The organism is Cupriavidus sp. GW822-FHT02D05 (assembly GCF_058802485.1).
The window spans coordinates 201,750-216,871 of sequence record NZ_JBXAOE010000013.1 but is presented as its reverse complement, the minus strand read 5'-3'; the positions used below and the strand labels follow the sequence as shown (position 1 = coordinate 216,871).

General features: G+C 68.9%; 9 protein-coding genes. 5 read left to right on the top strand and 4 right to left on the bottom strand.

Translation table 11 applies throughout. From position 1 onward, the window contains the following. Positions 1-26: 26 nt before the first annotated feature. The 5 genes from AC1RQK_RS19215 to AC1RQK_RS19195 are packed head-to-tail and all read left to right on the top strand — an operon-like array spanning position 27 to position 5,473. A complete protein-coding gene (locus tag AC1RQK_RS19215) occupies positions 27-758 on the top strand; it encodes a TetR/AcrR family transcriptional regulator (RefSeq protein WP_492810527.1) in 732 nt (243 codons plus the stop codon). 27 nt (positions 759-785) lie between these two features. Continuing rightward, on the top strand, positions 786-1,784 hold the full coding sequence (locus AC1RQK_RS19210) for an HlyD family secretion protein (RefSeq protein WP_492810525.1): 999 nt from the start codon (positions 786-788) through the stop codon (positions 1,782-1,784). After that, complete coding sequence (locus AC1RQK_RS19205; protein WP_492810523.1) at positions 1,781-2,794, top strand: ABC transporter ATP-binding protein; 1,014 nt, start codon at positions 1,781-1,783, stop codon at positions 2,792-2,794. The genes AC1RQK_RS19210 and AC1RQK_RS19205 overlap by 4 nt, the downstream gene beginning before the upstream one ends. Then, a complete protein-coding gene (locus AC1RQK_RS19200) occupies positions 2,791-3,969 on the top strand; it encodes an ABC transporter permease (protein ID WP_492810521.1) in 1,179 nt (392 codons plus the stop codon). The genes AC1RQK_RS19205 and AC1RQK_RS19200 overlap by 4 nt, the downstream gene beginning before the upstream one ends. A gap of 10 nt (positions 3,970-3,979) precedes the next feature. Then, positions 3,980-5,473: an efflux transporter outer membrane subunit gene (locus AC1RQK_RS19195; RefSeq protein ID WP_492810519.1), complete on the top strand. Its 1,494-nt coding sequence runs from the start codon at positions 3,980-3,982 to the stop codon at positions 5,471-5,473. A gap of 88 nt (positions 5,474-5,561) precedes the next feature. Here AC1RQK_RS19195 and AC1RQK_RS19190 read toward each other — a convergent pair whose 3' ends face one another. The 4 genes from AC1RQK_RS19190 to AC1RQK_RS19175 form a co-directional block, all read right to left on the bottom strand. Then, positions 5,562-6,755: a pyridoxal phosphate-dependent aminotransferase gene (locus AC1RQK_RS19190; RefSeq protein ID WP_492810517.1), complete on the bottom strand. Its 1,194-nt coding sequence runs from the start codon at positions 6,753-6,755 to the stop codon at positions 5,562-5,564. Between the two features lie 111 nt (positions 6,756-6,866). Continuing rightward, on the bottom strand, positions 6,867-7,202 hold the full coding sequence (locus tag AC1RQK_RS19185; RefSeq protein ID WP_492810515.1) for a hypothetical protein: 336 nt from the start codon (positions 7,200-7,202) through the stop codon (positions 6,867-6,869). Between the two features lie 174 nt (positions 7,203-7,376). After that, positions 7,377-13,268 carry an excinuclease ABC subunit UvrA gene (gene uvrA / locus AC1RQK_RS19180; protein WP_492810513.1) on the bottom strand — a complete coding sequence of 1,964 codons (5,892 nt, stop codon included), beginning with the start codon at positions 13,266-13,268 and terminating at the stop codon, positions 7,377-7,379. A 355-nt stretch (positions 13,269-13,623) separates the two neighbouring features. Next, positions 13,624-14,970 (bottom strand): cytochrome-c peroxidase, encoded by a 1,347-nt coding sequence (locus AC1RQK_RS19175; RefSeq protein WP_492810511.1) that lies wholly within the window; start codon positions 14,968-14,970, stop codon positions 13,624-13,626. Positions 14,971-15,122: the final 152 nt, after the last annotated feature.

Here is a 15,122-nt window from a genome sequence, read left to right as displayed (position 1 = left end):
TATTATCTGCAGATTCAGGATCCGCCATGCCGCCTGCTACTGCCACCCCGCCCCCAAGCCGCCGTCCGGGCCGTCCTGCCGCTGGGCATGGGGGTAGCGCGGGCCAGCGCGAGCAATTGCTGGACGCCGCCACCGAGCTGTTCGCCCAGCGCGGCGTTGCCGCCACGCCGATCAAGACCATCGCCATCCATGCTGGCGTCACCCCGGCGCTCGTGCACTACTACTTCCGCGATCGCGACCAGTTGCTTGACGCGGTGGTCGACGAGCGCCTGCAGCCGCTGGTGGAACAGGTGTTCGCGCCGGCCGCCGCCGACAGCGCGGACGCGGCAGCCATGCTGGTGGGCATTGCCGGGCGGCTGATCCGCACCGCCGCCGCCACGCCATGGTTTCCCGGGCTGTGGATCCGCGAGATCGTCGGCGCGGACGGCCAGCTGCATCAGCGCGTGCTGCAGAAGATCGCGCTGCAGCGCGCTGGCCTGGTGATCGGCCCGCTGGCGGCGGCGCGCGCGCGCGGCGAGATCAACGCCAGCCTGGAGCCGGCGCTGCTGATGGTGTCGCTGATCGGCCTGACGCTGCTGCCGCTGGCCACTACCCATATCTGGCGCCGCCTGCCCGGCGCCGGCGCCATCGACAGCGAGGCGCTGGTGCGTCACGTGAGCGCGCTGCTGGCGCACGGCTTGGGCGTACCGCCGATCGCGCCGATCGCGCCGATCGCGCCGATACCGCATCCCGGGCCGGCCGCGCCGCCGTCCGCCTGAACCCAGCCTGCCCGCCACGGAGCCCGCATGCCTCGCCACGCTCAGCCTCATTCCTCCCGCCTCGTCGCGAACCTGCGTGCAGGCTGGCCATCGGCCGCCCTGATCGGCGCGGCGCTGCTATCTGCCTGTGGCGAGCCTGCGCCACCCTCCTGGCAAGGTTATGTGGAGGGCGAATTCGTCAGCGTGGCCTCCCCCTTTGCCGGCCGGCTGGACCAGATCTCCGTCCAGCGCGGGCAGCAGGTGGCAAGTGGCGCGCCGCTGTTCGCGCTGGAGGCCGACGACGAGCGCGCGGCCCGGCAGCAAGCGGCAGAACAAGTGCGCGTGGCCGAGTCCCAACTCGCCGACCTGCAGACCGGCAAGCGCGTGCCGGAAGTCGACGTGAGCCGAGCCCAGCTGGCGCAGGCGCAAGCCGCCTCGGTGCGCAGCGCCGCGCAACGCAAGCGCGACGAAGCCCAGTACGCCATCGGCGGGATCGCGCTGGCGCAGCTGGAAGAGAGCCGCGCCACCGCCGCCTCCGACGCCGCCCGCGTGCGCGAGCTGCAGCGCGATATCGACGTGGCCCGGCTGCCGGGACGCACCGCGCAGCAGGCGGCCCAGCAAGCCCAGGTGGCCGCCGCGCGCGCCGCGCTGGCGCAGGCCGAGTGGAAGCTGTCGCGCAAGACCGTGAGCGCGACCCAGGCCGGCCTGGTCTACGACACGCCCTTCCGCCTTGGCGACTGGGTGCCGGCCGGCAGCCCGGTGGTGCGGCTGCTGCCGCCGGGCAACGTCAAGGTGCGTTTCTACGTGCCGCAGGCCGTGCTCGGCGCGTTCAAGAACGGCCAGGCCGTGCGCGTGCGCTGCGATGGCTGCGCCGCGCCCATTGCGGCCACGGTCACCTACATCTCCAGCCAGGCCGAGTACACGCCGCCGGTGATCTACAGCAATGAAACGCGCAACAAGCTGGTGTTCCTGGTGGAAGCGCGGCCCGCACCGGCCGACGCGCCCAAGCTCCATCCGGGCCAGCCGGTCGAGGTGGCAAGGCCATGAACGCGACCGTTGCTCCCCTGGACGGCGGGCCCGGCAAAGCCAGCGCCCTGGCCATCGACGTGCACGGCATCAACAAGCACTACGGTGACAAGCACGTCGTCAACAACCTGACGATGCAAGTCGCGCGCGGCGAGATCTTCGGCTTCCTCGGCCCGAACGGCAGCGGCAAGACCACGTCCATCCGCATGATGTGCGGGCTGCTGACGCCGGACTCCGGCACCGGCACCTGCCTGGGCTACGACATCCTGCGCGAGACCGCCGAGATCAAGCGGCGCGTGGGATACATGACACAGAAGTTCTCCTACTGGGACGATCTCTCCATCCGCGAGAACCTGGATTTCGTGGCGCGCGTGTACGGCATGCCGCGCCGGCGCGAGGTGGTGGACCAGGCGCTCGAGCACCTCGGCCTGGCCAGCCGCGCGCAGCAACTGGCCGGCGCGCTCTCGGGCGGCTGGAAGCAGCGCCTGGCGCTGACCGCCTGCCTGCTGCATGAACCGGAACTGTTGCTGCTGGACGAGCCCACCGCCGGGGTCGACCCGAAGGCGCGCCGCGATTTCTGGGAGCAACTGCACCAGCTAGCGGCGCGCGGCATCTCGGTGCTCGTCAGCACGCACTACATGGATGAAGCCGAGCGTTGCCACAAGCTCGCCTATATCGCCTACGGCAAGCTGCTGGCGCAGGGCACGGCCAGCGAAGTGGTAGCCAGCCAGAAGCTCGTCACCTGGAGCGTGCAGGGCGAGCAGCTCTCCGCGCTGTCGGATCAGCTCAAGGGCGCGCCGGGCGTGGAACAGACCGTGGTGTTCGGCAGCGCCCTGCACGTCACCGGGCACGACGCGCCCGCACTGGAAGCCACGCTGCGCCGCGTTGCCGGCCCGCAGCACCGGATCGAGCCGATCGAGACCAGCCTGGAAGACGTCTTCATCCACATGATGAGCGGCGCTGAGGACAATATGCGCGCGGGCAAGCAAAAGCAAAAAACCAGGCAGGACGGCAAGGGGGCCCGGGCATGACGCGCGACGCAGGCGAACCGGCCAAGGCCACCAACGGCGCACGCTTCCCGCTCTCCCTGCAGCGCTGGTGGAGCATCGTGCTCAAGGAGTTCCTGCAGCTGCGCCGGGACCGCGTCACCTTCGGCATGATCGTCGGCCTGCCCATCGTGCAGCTGATGCTGTTCGGCTTCGCCATCAACACCGATCCACGCCACCTCACCACCGCGGTCATCGCCGCGGACCAGAGCGAGTTCACCCGCTCCTTCGTGGCCGGCATGCAGGCAACCACCTACTTCAACGTGGTCGGCACCCTGCCCGACGAAGCCGCCGGGCGCGAGGCGCTGATGAAGGGCGAGGTGCAGTTCGTGCTCAGCATCCCGCCCGACTTCACCAGCCGGCTGCTGCGTGGCGAACGCCCGGCGCTGCTGGTGGAGGCCGATGCCACCGACCCTTCCGCCACCGGCTCGGCCATCGCCGCGCTGTCGCAGCTGCCGTTCTCGGTGGCGGACAAGGACCTGCAGGGCGCGCTGGCGCACCTGGCGGGCGGCAAGCCGCCGTTCGACGTGCAGGTGCAGCGCCTTTACAACCCGGAGGGACTCACGCAGTACAACATCATTCCCGGGCTGATGGGCGTGATCCTGACCATGACCATGGTCATGATGACGGGCCTGGCGATGACGCGCGAACGCGAGCGCGGCACCATGGAAAACCTGCTTGCCACGCCGGTCAGGCCGCTGGAGGTGATCAGCGGCAAGATCATCCCTTACATCTTCATCGGCCTGATCCAGTCCACCATCATCCTGCTGGCCGCGCGCTGGGTCTTCGGCGTGCCCTTTGTCGGCTCGGTGGTCGCGGTCTACCTGGCGGCGCTGCTGTTTATCGCCGCCAACCTGACCGTGGGCATCACACTGTCGTCGCTTGCGCAAAACCAGCTGCAGGCGGTGCAGCTGACGTTCTTCTACTTCCTGCCGAACCTGCTGCTATCCGGGTTCATGTTTCCCTTCCAGGGGATGCCGCGCTGGGCGCAGGCCATTGGCAACGTGCTGCCGATGACCTACTTCAACCGCCTGATCCGCGGGATCCTGCTCAAGGGCAACAGCTGGACCGAGCTATGGCCGAACGTGTGGCCGATGGCCCTGTTCACGGTCGTCGTCATGACCATTGCAGTGCGCTTCTATCGCCGCACGCTGGATTGAGGAGCCTGCCATGCCAGCCTCGCCACACGGTAAATCCACATCCCGCACGGTCCTCGCCGTGCTGGCGGCAGCCATGCTTTCGGCATGCGCGGTGGGCCCGGACTTCACCGAGCCGGCCGCGCCCGCTGCGCCGTCCTATACCGAGGGCACACAGCCAGCGCGCACCAGCGCCGCCGACGCACCGCACGGCCAGGCACAAACGCTGGAGAGCGGCGCCGACGTGCCGGCGCAATGGTGGACGCTGTTCCGCAGCCCCGCGCTGGACCACGCCATCCGCGCGGCACTGGATGCCAGCCCGACGCTGGCGCAAGCACAGGCCCGCATTGAACAGGCGCGCCAGGAACTGGTGGCCACCACCGGCGCGCGCCTGTTGCCGCGGGTGGACGCCAAGCTCAACACCACGCGCCAGCAGGTCGACTTCAACTCGCTTGGTATCACCGCCTTTCCCAGTCCCGGGCCGTTCACGCTGTACGGCGCCAGCGTGGAAATCTCCTACTCGCTCGACCTGTTCGGCGGCCAGCGCCGCGAACTGGAAGGCCTGCGCGCGGCGGTGGACTATCAACGCTTCGAGCTGGAAGCCGCGCGCCTGACGCTGGCCGGCAACGTGGCCACGGCCGCCATCCGCGAGGCCGGCTTGCGCGCGCAGATTGCCAACACCGAGGCCATCGTGGCGGCGCAGCAGCGCCAGCTCGCCATCACCGAGCAACGCTTGCGCGCAGGCGGCGTGGCGCAGGTGGACGCGCAGCGCCAGCGCAATGAACTGGCGCAGAGCCAGGCCTTGCTGCCGGGCCTGGTGCAGCAGCTTGCGGCCACGCGGCATCAGCTTGCCGTGTACCTGGGACAGGCGCCCGCGAGCGTCCAGCTGCCCGAGTTCCGGCTGGAAGATCTCACCTTGCCCGCCACGCTTCCGGTGAGCCTGCCCTCCGCCATGGCAAGGCAGCGCCCGGATATCCGCGCGGCCGAGGCGCTGCTGCACCAGGCGTCGGCCAATATCGGCGTGGCCACCGCGCAGCTCTACCCGCAGCTCACGCTGTCCGGCAGCGCCGGCACGCAGGCGCTCTCCGCGCGCGATCTGTTTGGCAGCCTCAACGTGTGGTCGCTGGCCGCGGGGCTGGTGCAGCCGGTGTTCCGGGGCGGCGAGCTGGTGGCGCGCAAGCGCGCGGCGCAAGCGGCCTACGCGCAATCGCTCGCGGCCTACCAGCAAACGGTGCTGCAGGGCCTGCGCGAAGTCGCGGATTCGCTGCGCGCGCTGGAGGCCGATGCCAACACCTTGCAGGCGCGCGCCGACAGTGCGAAGCAGGCCGCCGATACGCTATCGATCGTGACCGGCCAGTATCGTCTCGGCGGCGTCAGCCAGCTTGCGGTGCTCGATGCCGAGCGGCAGTACCGGCAGGCCGCGCTTTCGCTGTCGCAGGCTACCGCCAGCCGCTTTACCGATTCCGCGGCGCTGCTGCAGGCGCTAGGGGGCGGCTGGTGGCAGGCAGAAGCGGCCGCTGCGCAGTGAAGCGTAGTGCTAATGCTAGTGCTAGCGGTGCCGTCTCGACATGAAGATGGCGCACGCCAGCCCGCTCGCACCGCGAACGGCGCGGCGCTCAACGCCCCAGGAAACCGCGCAACCGCCGCACACCTTCATCCAGCCTCGCCGGATCACACGCGTAGCACCACCGCACAAAGCCCTCCCCCTCGTCCCCGAACGCGCTTCCCGGCGCCAGCCCGAGCCGTGCCTCGCGCACCAGCTGCTTGCACAACGCCAGGCTGTCGCTGGCGCCGGCCAGCCGGAAGAACACATACATGGCCCCCTCGGGCGCATGCACATCCACGCCCGGCACCACAGCCAACGCACCCACCAGGTGATCGCGCGCCGCGCGCAGCCTGCCGACCAGTTCACGGGTAAAGGCCTCGCCCTCCCGCACCGCCACAATGCCGGCTTCCTGCACGAAGGACGGCGCGCACGACGTGTTGTACTCAACCAGCTTGCCCAGGTCGTCGGTGAGCGCCGCGGGCAGCACCATCCAGCCCAGCCGCCAGCCGGTCATCAGCCAGGCCTTGGAGAACGAGTTGACGCAGATCACCCGCTCGTCGCGGCTGGCGATATCCAGGAACGACGGCGCTATGGCGCCATCGCCTTCGCCGTAATACAACCGTTCGTACACTTCATCGGCAATGATCCAGATGCCATGGCGCCGGCAGTGCGCGAGCACCGCTTGCTGGTCCGCGCGCGACATCACCCAACCGGTCGGGTTGTTCGGCGAGTTGATCATGAGCAAGCGCGTATCAGGCGTCAGCGCGGCCAGCAGCTTGTCGAGATCCAGGGTCCAGCCGTGCGCGCCGTAATCGAGCGAGACGGTTTCCACCTCGGCGCCAAGGATCTTGGGGATTTCCACCAGGTTGGGCCACAGCGGCGTGACGGCAACCGCGCGGTCACCGGGCCCGGCCACCAGTTGGGCAGCCAGCATCAGCGCGTTGACGCCGGCGCTGGTCACCACCACATTGTCCAGGGCGGTGGCGCCATGCAGCGCGCTGACGTAGTCGGCCAGCGCGCTGCGCAGCGGGGCAATGCCCAGGTTGTGCGTGTAGAACGTCGCCCCGCCGGCCAGTGCCCGGCTGGCGGCGTCGCGGATAAAGGCGGGCGTGACCTGGTCGGATTCGCCGAACCAGAAGGGCAGTACGTCGGGCAGGCCGATGCCGGCATTGGCCACCTCGCGGATGCGCGAGGCGCGCAGGTGATGGACGGTGGCGCGGGCTGCGGCCGGGGCGCACGCAAAGCCGGACGGGCTGGTGGACATCTGAGCTCCTTGCGGTGTAAGGGTCGGACTGCGGGTCGGACTGCGGAACCCACAGAGCGTACCGCAAAGGCACTGCCGCCGGTATGCCCGGCAGCATGCCGAGCTGGCTGGCTAACGCCCGGGCCCGCCGGAGTCGTCCTGCTGCGGCCAGCCGGGTTTCATCCGCAGGCCAAAGCTGCTGCGCGGCTGCACGTCGCGCTCGGGGCGCAGTGCGTATTGGTCGTGGTTGACCTGCGGTGCGGTGGTGGCTTGCTGAACGGCCCGGGAGGTTGGCGCCGGCGCCGAGGCCGCGCGCTTGCCCGCCTTGGCAGGCGCGCGTGCGCCGCTAGCGTCCGATGCGGCAGCGGGTGCCGCCAGCGCGGACGTGCTGGCCAGGGCGAGCGATAGCGCCGTCACGATGGCGGGTAGGGAGAGGAGGGAGAAAAGGGAAAGGGGTTTTGCTATCACGCTGTCATGCGGCGGCTACGCATGGCCCGCCCGGCCGCCACCTCTGTGGCGCACGGCTGGACCGGCGGCGGCCACCAGTTGCTGAATCCGTCATTGTGTCAGCTACCGGGGCCGCCGGGTGAAAACGGCCTGCAGCCTCGCCCTCCGGGGAGGGGCGAGGCCGCCGCGCTGGCTTTACTGCGCCGCCGCAAGGCGGTGCCCGGCGTCGTTGCCGCTCTCCGGCATTGCCTTGCCAGCCGACTTGCCGCGGGCCAGCACCGGCGCCAGCGCCGCGCCGGTGTGGCTGGCCCGCACCCGCACCAGCCCCTCGGGGTCGGTCGCGGCGACAATGCCGCCGCCCGCCACGCCGCCTTCCGGGCCCAGGTCGAGGATCCAGTCGGCCTCGGCGATCACGTCGAGATCATGCTCGATCACCACCACGCTGTGCCCGCCATCGGCCAGCCGGTGCAGCACGCGGATCAGCTTGGCCACGTCGGCCATGTGCAGGCCCACGGTAGGCTCATCCAGCACGTACAGCGTATGCGGCGCCTGCTGCCCACGGCGGGTGATGTCGTCCCGCACCTTGGACAGCTCGGTCACCAGCTTGATGCGCTGCGCCTCGCCGCCGGACAGCGTGGGCGACGGCTGGCCCAGCGTCAGGTAGCCCAGGCCCACGTCCTTCATCAGCTGCAGCGGGTGCGCGATATTGGACATGGCGGAGAAGAATTCCACCGCCTCGTCGATCTCCATCGTCAGCACGTCGCCGATATTCTTGCCGCGCCAGGTGACCGCCAGCGTCTCCGGGTTGAAGCGCTGGCCGTGGCAGACATCGCAATGCACCTTCACATCCGGCAGGAAGCTCATGCCGATGGTGCGCACGCCCTGCCCCTCGCAGGCCGGGCAGCGCCCGTCGCCGGTGTTGAAGGAAAAGCGCGAGGCGGAATAGCCGCGTGCCTTGGCCTCCAGCGTCTGCGCGAACAGCTTGCGGATGGTGTCCCACACGCCGATATACGTGGCCGGGCAGGAGCGCGGCGTCTTGCCGATCGGGGTCTGGTCGACCTCCAGCACGCGGTCGATGCTCTCATACCCGGTGATGGACTCGCAGCCCTGCCAGTTGTGCGTGACCTCCAGCTTGCGGCGCGGCTCGGTGCGCGCCGTGGCCTGCGAGCGCGCGGGCGCCTCGCTGCCCGCCGCCTTGCGCGCGCGCCGCGTGGCCGGCGACGACATCACCGAGCGGCCCACCGCGTCGAGCAGGTTGGCCATCAGCACATCGCGCGCCAGCGTGGACTTGCCGGAACCGCTGACACCCGTGATGGCAACCAGCCGCGCCAGCGGAATGCTGGCGGTCACGTTGCGCAGGTTATGCTTCGTGGCGTGATGCACGGTCAGCCAGCGCTCGGGTACGGCCTCGCTGTTCTTGCCCGCCGGCTTGACCACGCGGCGTGGCTGCAACGGATGCAGGATCGGATGGGCGAGGAACTGCCCGGTCAGCGAATCCGCACTGGCCGACAGCGCGGCCACGCCGCCTTGCGCCACCAGCGTGCCGCCGCGCTTGCCGGCGCCGGGGCCGATGTCGATGATGTGGTCGGCGCGGCGGATGGTGTCCTCGTCATGCTCCACCACCACCAGCGTGTTGCCCTTCTCGCCGAGCTTGCGCAGGGCGTCGAGCAGGATCTGGTTGTCGCGCGGATGCAGGCCGATGGTGGGCTCGTCAAGCACGTAGCACACGCCTTGCAGGTTGCTGCCAAGCTGCGCCGCCAGCCGGATGCGCTGCGCCTCGCCGCCGGACAGGCTGGGCGCGGCGCGATCCAGGCTCAAGTAGCCCAGGCCGACTTCTTCCAGGAACTGCAGGCGGCTGCGGATCTCGCTCACCACGTCGCGCGCGATCTCGCCTTCGCGCCCGGCCAGGTGCAGGCCCTGCACCCAGCGGTGCGTGTCGGACACCGTCCACTGTGCCACTTCCACGATGGGGTGCGCGTCGAAGGTGACCGCGCGCGCCACCGGGTTCAGCCGTGTGCCGCCGCAATCCGCGCACGGGGTATCGGCGACGTCATCGGGCTCTTGCTGCTCCGAGGGCAGCGTCTGCTCGCGCCCGCGGTTGTCGTCGGCCATCACGGTATCGTCGTAGGCCGCGCGCTGCTCCCGCGTGAGGGTCAGGCCGGTGCCGACGCAACTGGTGCACCAGCCGTGCTTGCTGTTGTAGGAGAACAGGCGCGGGTCCAGTTCCGGGTAGCTGGTGCTGCACACCGGGCAGGCGCGCTTGGTCGAGAACACGGTGGTGCTGCCGACGCGGGCGGTGCCGCCGTTGCCCATCGCGTGCTGCAGACCATCGAGCGGCGCCAGCAGGTGCATCACGCCCTTGCCGGCTTCCAGCGCCTGCCCGAGCAGCGCGCGCAATGCGGCTTCGTTGTCCGCGGACACGATGATGTCACCCACCGGCAGTTCGATGGTGTGCTCGCGGAAACGGTCCAGGCGCGGCCACGGGTCCACCGGCAGGAATTCGCCGTCGACACGCAGGTGCGTGTTACCGCGCGCCTTGGCCCATTTGGCCAGGTCGGTATAGACACCCTTGCGGTTGACCACCAGCGGCGCCAGCAGGCCCACATGCTGGCCCTTGTAGTCGCGCAGCAATTGCGCCGCGATGGACTCGGGGCTTTGCGAGGTGACTGGCGTGCCGTCGTGGATGCAATGCTGGATGCCCAGCTTCACATACATCAGCCGCAGGAAATGCCAGACCTCGGAAGTGGTCGCCACCGTGCTCTTGCGGCCGCCGCGCGACAGGCGCTGCTCGATGGCCACGGTGGGCGGAATGCCGTACACCGCATCCACCTCCGGGCGCCCGGCGGGCTGCACGATGGAGCGCGCATAGGCGTTGAGGGATTCGAGATAGCGGCGCTGCCCTTCATGGAAGAGGATGTCGAAAGCAAGCGTGGATTTGCCCGAGCCCGACACACCGGTGACCACATTGAATTTGCCGTGCGGGATATCGACGTTGAGCGCCTTCAGGTTGTGCTCGTGCGCGTTGACGATGCGCACCACGTCCTCGCCCTCGATGGCGCGGCGCGCGCGCGCCGCGCGCAAGGCTGCCTGCAAGGGCACGCCCGCGTCCTCCGCGACGAAGGCATGGCCGACGGCGCGGTCGTATTGCAGCAGCGCCTTGCCGGTATGCGAGTGCGCGCAGCGCTTGACGTCTTCCGGCGTGCCCACGCACAGCACTTCACCGCCGGCGTCGCCGCCCTCGGGGCCGAGGTCGATGATCCAGTCGGCGGCGCGCACCACGTCGAGATTGTGCTCGATCACGATCAGCGAGTGGCCGCCATCGAGCAGCTTGCCGAAAGCGCGCATCAGCTTGGCGATGTCGTCGAAGTGCAGCCCGGTGGTGGGCTCGTCGAACATGAACAGCTTGCACTCGTACGGCATCGGCTTGACGCGCGTATTGCTCGCCTGCGCGGTCTCGGCCAGGTAGCCGGCCAGCTTCAGCCGCTGGGCCTCGCCCCCCGACAATGTCGGTACCGGCTGGCCCAGCTTCACATATTCCAGGCCCACGTCGACGATCGGCTGCAGCACGCGCAGCACCGCCGCGTCGCCAGCAAAATACGCCACGGCCTCGCTCACGGTGAGTTCCAGCACATCGGCCACGCTGAACGCGCGCGGCGGCTGGCCCGGCAATGCGCGCTCGATCTTCACTTCGAGGATTTCCGCGCGGTAGCGCCGTCCATCGCAATCCGGGCAGCGCAGGTAGACGTCGGAGAGGAACTGCATCTCGACGTGCTCGAAGCCCGAGCCACCGCAGGTGGGGCAGCGCCCGTCGCCGGAATTGAAACTGAACATGCCGGCGGTATAGCTGCGCTGCAGCGCCATGGGCGCCTTGGCGAACAGCTTGCGGATCTCGTCGAAGGCCCCCACATAGCTGGCCGGGTTGGAGCGCGCGGTCTTGCCGATGGGCGACTGGTCGACGAACACCACATCGGCCACCTGTTCCGCGCCGGTGAGGCTGCGAAAGGCGCCGGGCGCATCCGTGGACTTGCCGAACTGGCGCGCCATGGCGGGATACAGCACGTCCTGCAGCAAGGTGGACTTGCCCGAGCCGGAAACGCCGGTCACGCACACCAGGCGCTGCAGCGGGATCTCCACGGTGACGTCACGCAGGTTGTGCTCGGAGGCGCCTTCGAGCACGATGCGCGGCGTGGCGGCATCCACCGCGCGAGGTTGCCAGCGGGAAAGATCGGTTACCTGGCGATGGCCGGCAAGATATTCGCCGGTGAGCGTGCCCGAACCGCGGATATCGGCAGGCGTGCCGTCAAAGATGATGTTGCCACCACGCTCGCCCGGGCCGGGGCCCATGTCGATGAGCCGGTCTGCCGCGAGCATCACCGAAGGATCGTGCTCCACCACCACCAGCGTATTGCCGGCGTCACGCAGGCGATGCATGGCCTCGACGATGCGGTTCAGGTCGCGCGGGTGCAGGCCGATGCTGGGCTCATCCAGTACGAACAGCGTCTTGACCAGCGAAGTGCCCAGCGCGGTGGTGAGGTTGATCCGTTGCACCTCGCCGCCGGACAGCGTGCGGCTCTGGCGGTCCAGCGTCAGGTAGCCCAGGCCCACGTCGCACAGGTATTTCAGGCGCGTGCGCACTTCGGCCAGCAATAGCTTGAGCGCGTCATCGAGCATCAGGCTCGGCAGCGTGAGCTCGTCGAAGAACTTGCGGATGCGCTCGATCGGCATCAGCATCAGGTCGTGCACGGTGAGGCCCGGCAGCGCTTCGAGCTGCGTGCGGTCCCAGTCCACGCCGCGCGGCAGGAAGCGCTTCTCCGGCGCGCACACGGCGTCCGCACCCGGCTTGCTGCCCAGGCGCCACAACAGCGCCTCGGTCTTCAGCCGCGCGCCGTCGCAGGTCTCGCACGGCGTATAGCTGCGGTACTTCGATAGCAGCACGCGGATGTGCATCTTGTACGCCTTCGACTCCAGGTAGTCGAAAAAGCGCTTGACGCCATACCAGTGCGTATTCCACTTGCCGTTCCAGTCCGGCGAGCCGTCGATGACCCAGGCGCGCTCGGCCGGGGTGAGGCTCGACCAGGCCACGTCGCGCGGAATGCCCGCCTTGGCGGCGTAGCGCATCAGGTCGTCCTGGCACTCCTTCCAGGCCGGCGTCTGCATCGGCTTGATGGCGCCGCCGCGCAGCGTCTTGCGCTCGTCCGGGATCACCAGGCCGAGGTCGACGCCGATCACGCGGCCGAAGCCGCGGCAGGTCTCGCAGGCGCCGTAGGCGGAGTTGAAGGAGAACAGCGCGGGCTGCGGATCGGCATAGCGGATATCGCTTTCCGGGCTGTGCAGGCCGGTGGAGAAGCGCCAAACCTGTGGCTCCGCGCCCTCATTGGCAGTGTCGGGCACATAGACGTTGACCCGGCCGCTGCCGCGCTTGAGCGATGCCTCGATGGCTTCCAGCGCCCGCACCTTCTCGGTATTGCCGAGACGGAAGCGGTCGGCCACCACGTCCAGCACCTTGCGCGGGCCGGTGGGCGAGGCCACCACGCGCTGCGCCTGCACGCGCGTGTAGCCGCTGACGGAGAGCCACTGCTCGATCTCGGCATCGGTGGTGGTTTCCGGCAGTTCCACCGGGAAGGTGACGACCAGGCGTGGATCGCCCTGGGCGGCACGTGCTTGCAGCTCCGCGTAGATGGTTTCCGGCGAGTCATGCCGCACGGGCTGCGCGGTCTGGCGGTCGAACAGCTCGGCGGCGCGCGCGTACAGCAGCTTCAGGTGATCGTTGAGCTCCGTCATCGTGCCGACCGTGGAGCGCGAGCTGCGCACCGGGTTGGTCTGGTCGATGGCGATGGCCGGCGGCACGCCGTCCACCCGGTCCACCTGCGGCCGGTCCATGCGGTCCAGGAACTGGCGCGCATAGGCGCTGAAGGTTTCGACATAGCGCCGCTGCCCTTCGGCGTAGAGCGTATCGAACACCAGGCTCGATTTGCCCGAGCCCGACGGCCCCGTCACCACGGTCATTTCGCCGGTGTGCAGGTCGAGGTCGAGATTCTTGAGATTGTGCTGACGGGCTCCGCGGATACGGATGACACCGGATGACATGGGATGCGTCCTTTAAAGCGTGGCTTGCGAGTGGCTAGCTGATAGCTTGCGTGCGGCGTGCGAATTGCGAAGACAGGCCTGGCAGGGCACACGGGCCCCGGGAGCGCGGCGAAAGCCTTCGCAAATCGCGGTGTTGGTACGGTCAGGCCGCTATCCTATCCCGAAGGACGGCAGCGTGCCGCGCGCTGAAGTGTGGCGCTGACATCTCCTGACAGCACGGTGTCAGGAGGAAATGGGGACGGATTGGAAAAAGGAAAGGCCTGCGAGGCGCCCGGCGCCTTGCCGGGCGCCTGCCCACCCACCATTGCGCGCTAATCCGCAGGTACCGGCGAACAGCCACTGCCGCCAGGACGCCTCAATGGGTTGCAGGCAAGCGGTAGCCGTCGTTGAGGGTCTTCAGGAACACGACGACGTCGCGGATCTCCGCCTCCGACAGCGCGGCCTTGCTGCCAGGCGCGCCGCCGAACGGAGGCTCCATATTGACGTTGTCACGATACCGCGCCGGCAGGTCGTCGAACTTGTCGATGCTGCCGTCGGCCTTGCGCGGGTACCACTTGCCGGGATTGCTGTCCCGTTGCACATAGAAACGCAACACCTCTTCCAGCGAATGAAAGGCGCCGTTGTGGAAGAAGGTCTTGCGTTGCGCCACGTTGCGCAGGCTAGGCGTGCGAAACAGCCCACAGTACTCGGCGCGCGCCTTCAGGTCGGTGCGATCCGGTCCGCACAGGCCCATGTCGAAGAAGGCCGGATCGGCATTGACCGCCAGCTTGCGGTTGCGCGGCACGCCCAGCGCGATGAAGCCAAAATCGCTGAAGGCGGGAAAGACGCCGTCGGCGCTGATCGCGCTGGGGTGGCAGGCCGCGCAGTTGCCCTTGGCGGGATCGTTGAACAGGCGCAGGCCGCGCGCTTCCTGCTCGCTCAGCTTGACCTTGCGCCGCAAGAACGCATCGTACTTGCTGCTGTAGGGATAGAACTCGGACGGCGTTTCCTGGAACACCTCGAGCGCCATCAGCGCTGCCTGGAAGGCTACCTCGTCGCGCTCCAGGATGTCGGCGCCAAACACCTCGCGCAAGGTCTGCGCATGCTTGCCAGTGCGCAGCCTGGCGGCCACCGCCGCCGCGTCCGCGTTCGCCATCTCATGCGGTGACAGCAAGGGAATGCGGGCCTGCTCGTGCGTGGAAGACGCCCGCCCGTCCCAGTTGTGGCCGCCGGTGGGGCCCTGGTCCTCGCTGTCGTTGCCGTCGTTCTCGTGGAAATGCTCGGAGAACGGCGGCACGTTCTGCACATAGCGCAGCGACGGCGCCGCGCGCGCGCCGGCGCGCAGCATGTCGGGGCCGCCCAGTTGCACCGACAGGTCGTTGGCCGGCCCATAGGCGTGTTCCGGGCTGTGGCAGCTTGCGCACGCGAGCCGGCCGGACGCCGACAACGCGGGATCAAAGAACAGCGCCTTGCCAAGCGCGGCCATGGCCGGCACCTGCGGCCGGCGCGTTGCCATCATGGTGTAGAACGCGTCGGCATAGGCTGGCCGCGAAGGCGCGGCGACCCGGCTGGCAGCCGGCGCGGATGCCGGGGCCGCGGCCACGCCCTCCTGTGCGGACTTGCCACAGCCCGCCAGGGTCAGGGCGAAAGACAGCAGCAAGGCCCCCGTGGCAAGGCGGCGGATCGGGGAAGGAACTGGCGGCAGAACAAAGCGCGGTGGCATCTGTGCGGCGAAGTGGAATGGCCAGGGCGGGATGGGTGCGGCAGCCCAGGCACAGGAGATTCAGGAACGGGCCGCCACGCTAGCACGCGTGCATGACAGCGGCGTGTCATGCGTGGCGGATGTCTTTTTCTCGTCCCGGCGCCATCATCAAT

Excerpts from the sequence above, each read along its gene's own strand:
- AC1RQK_RS19215 (WP_492810527.1), top strand. The coding sequence starts at position 27 with ATGCCGCCTGCTACTGCCACCCCGCCCCCAAGCCGCCGTCCGGGCCGT.
- AC1RQK_RS19210 (WP_492810525.1), top strand. The coding sequence starts at position 786 with ATGCCTCGCCACGCTCAGCCTCATTCCTCCCGCCTCGTCGCGAACCTG.
- AC1RQK_RS19205 (WP_492810523.1), top strand. The coding sequence starts at position 1,781 with ATGAACGCGACCGTTGCTCCCCTGGACGGCGGGCCCGGCAAAGCCAGC.
- AC1RQK_RS19200 (WP_492810521.1), top strand. The coding sequence starts at position 2,791 with ATGACGCGCGACGCAGGCGAACCGGCCAAGGCCACCAACGGCGCACGC.
- AC1RQK_RS19195 (WP_492810519.1), top strand. The coding sequence starts at position 3,980 with ATGCCAGCCTCGCCACACGGTAAATCCACATCCCGCACGGTCCTCGCC.
- AC1RQK_RS19190 (WP_492810517.1), bottom strand. The coding sequence starts at position 6,755 with ATGTCCACCAGCCCGTCCGGCTTTGCGTGCGCCCCGGCCGCAGCCCGC.
- uvrA (WP_492810513.1), bottom strand. The coding sequence starts at position 13,268 with ATGTCATCCGGTGTCATCCGTATCCGCGGAGCCCGTCAGCACAATCTC.
- AC1RQK_RS19175 (WP_492810511.1), bottom strand. The coding sequence starts at position 14,970 with ATGCCACCGCGCTTTGTTCTGCCGCCAGTTCCTTCCCCGATCCGCCGC.